Here is a 2,742-nt window from a genome sequence, read left to right on the forward strand (position 1 = left end):
CGACCATCTCCTTTCAGAGTTTATCGGCTCTGGCTATTGGTTAGATAGCATGAAATTTAGGCCTCTTTGGCGCCCCTTCAAAAGTATTAGTAGTGGTAGCTCCATCTTGGATAGAAGCATTTAAAATTAAATGATTATGTGAATTAATTATTATAATTTATTTTTTAATTTTAAAAATCATATTTATTCATTATTTTGTTTTTTTTATAAAGTTAATCTTTTCTTGATTTCGATTAAAAATAAGTAAATAATTGATGTGTTGATGAGTTATTTTTGTATGAGATTGAAAAATATAATTATTTATTTTTCAATTTAAATTAGATAATTTTTACTAAATTTCGTTATTAATATTGAAATCCAATATTAACGAATAATAATCGTTGATTTTAATATTTAAATTTTTGCTTTTTTAGATAAAATTATTAATTTTATTATTTATTAAAATTATATTATATGGAATTATTTAAAATTTTAAAATTCATTTTTATATTTTTTCAATTTTATAACAATTTTAATTTTTTTCAAAAATAATTGTATTTTATTTGATAAAATTTTATCGGAATAAATTGTTTTTCCGGAAAAGAGGTTAAAAATGAATTTTAATATTAAAAAAAATAAATTATTGAATATTTTTATAATTTTTTGGATCTTTTTATTTTGTGCATTGTGTATGAATATTAAAAATAATAAAGTTTTTGCTATAAAAATTATACATCCAAACAGTATTGTTAAAATGGAAACAATAAGAAAAATAATCGTTTTAAAGTGGGCGCCAAAAGAGGCCTAAATTTCGTGCTATTTAACCAATAGCCAGAGCCGATAAACTCTGAATGGAGATGGTCGGTTTGACAAACAAAAGAATGTCAAATTATAGCAGACCATAAAAGCGGGTTGCGACGAAAGCAAATTAGTCAAGAAGATACCGCCACCGAATAATTCTATGGGAAAGCCTGAAATGGCCTAAGAAGATAATTGATGTAATAACGAAACCTGTTCGGAAGTTGCTTAGACGGACAGTCCAGAACCTACTAATATATAACTTTAGTATTGAGTAGTTTATCACATAAGAAAACCTGGAATCAGCCTCCAGAAAGAGGATACTTCCCCTAAGGAATTAAGGTAGAAATTTAGTGTAACTTGGAGAATCCTAAAACTAAGTAATTAAATTTACTAATCAGGAAATAAAAGCCTTGATGGTCAAGGATAAAGCATCTTTTTAGTAGTCGTAAGGGTAAACCTAAATTTGGAATAATTTAGTTAATCGGCTTACCAAGAAGAGAGATAATGACTCTTATAGGGCGAAAGAAGAAAGTAATTTATTATTTATTCAATGGTATCAAGGAAGGAGTTGATATACTATGTCAACAACTGTTTCACTCGAAGCTAAACTTTCGCGAACATTGGATAAAATTCAATATCGTTCAGCAAATGGCCACTCCTTAAAAAGAGAACTTCAGCAAGGAATGAATAACTTCTATAATACGTTAATAGCATTTAATAAAATTGCTACTAACAAAGGGGCGGGAACACCGGGTATTGATAATGAAACCATCGATGGGATTAATCTAGAAAGATTAGAAAGATACCATCAGGAATATGTTAATAATGGTTATAACCCCAAACCAGTTAAAAGAATTCTTATTCCTAGCGATAATAAAAGAACTAGACCCTTGGGGCTACCTACCATTAAAGATCGGTTAATACAAAAATGCCTTAGCTCCCTATTTTGAAAATATCTTTTCAGAATGGAACTTTGGATTTAGAACCAAAAAATCTTGTCATGACGCTATCAAACGTGTTAAACAAAGATTTAAAGGGATTGACTATATTGTCAAAATTGACTTAAAAGGTTACTTCGATACCATCAATCATGAAATTCTCATGCGAACCTTAAATCAGTTCATCAAAAAGAGTAAAACTCTCTCAACCATTAACAAATGGCTAAGAGCTGGCTTCATGAAAGATGGGATAAAATACGAATCCTTATCAGGTTCTCCTCAAGGAGGAATTATCTCCCCTTTGTTGGCGAATGTATATTTACATTACATCGACCTGAAAATGGAGGAACTGATTAAAGAAGGAAAACCAATCAGAAAGAATAATCCAGAATATAAAAAAGCATGGGACAAAAACCAACATCGCAAACTAATGATTGATAGTTCAATCAATCTAAATCCGAAACCAAGAATTGAATACATCCGCTATGCTGATGATTTTGTCATTGGTGTTAAGGGCGAGTATGACAAAGCCGAAGGGATTAAGAATCAAATAACGCAATGGCTAGAACAAGATTTGAAACTTACCATTAGTAAGGACAAATCAAAAATTGTGAAAGCTAACAAAGGCACAAGGTTTTTATCCTACATGATAAAGGTAAATCCCACCAATAAAACTCGTATAAGGAAATCTACAAAGAATTCCTTCAACGGTAAAGTTCAAATCCAAATTCCCCAAGCGAAAGCCAAGGAATATGGACACGAATATAATTGGTTAAAAGTGGGGAAGGTGAAACACGACGAAACATTAGCGGATCGAGACGAATTAGAGATAATCCGGACCTATCAAACAATTGTTCGAGGAATTATTCAATACTTTTGTTTGGCTAACAATCTCGGTGTTTTAACCTATCTAAACTATCTAGCGGAATATAGCTGTTTGAAAACGCTGGCAAGAAAACGAAAAACGTCGATTGCCAGAGTTCGAAAGAAACTGAAGACAGGTTCAACTTGGGGAATTTCCTAT

The 2,742-nt window shown here is 30.7% G+C and carries 1 protein-coding gene and 1 pseudogene; both read left to right on the forward strand.

Annotation, left to right across the window (positions count from 1 at the left end):
- Positions 1-592 precede the first annotated feature (592 nt).
- Positions 593-787 carry a hypothetical protein gene (locus tag OC698_RS02850; RefSeq protein WP_304513190.1) on the forward strand — a complete coding sequence of 65 codons (195 nt, stop codon included), beginning with the start codon at positions 593-595 and terminating at the stop codon, positions 785-787.
- A 571-nt stretch (positions 788-1,358) separates the two neighbouring features.
- Positions 1,359-2,742: pseudogene (locus OC698_RS02855) on the forward strand (reverse transcriptase domain-containing protein); the annotation flags it as partial.

It is taken from the genome of Candidatus Phytoplasma gossypii (genome assembly GCF_030586975.1).
Taxonomy (GTDB): domain Bacteria; phylum Bacillota_I; class Bacilli_A; order Acholeplasmatales; family Acholeplasmataceae; genus Phytoplasma; species Phytoplasma citri.

Excerpts from the sequence above, each read along its gene's own strand:
- OC698_RS02850 (WP_304513190.1), top strand. The coding sequence starts at position 593 with ATGAATTTTAATATTAAAAAAAATAAATTATTGAATATTTTTATAATT.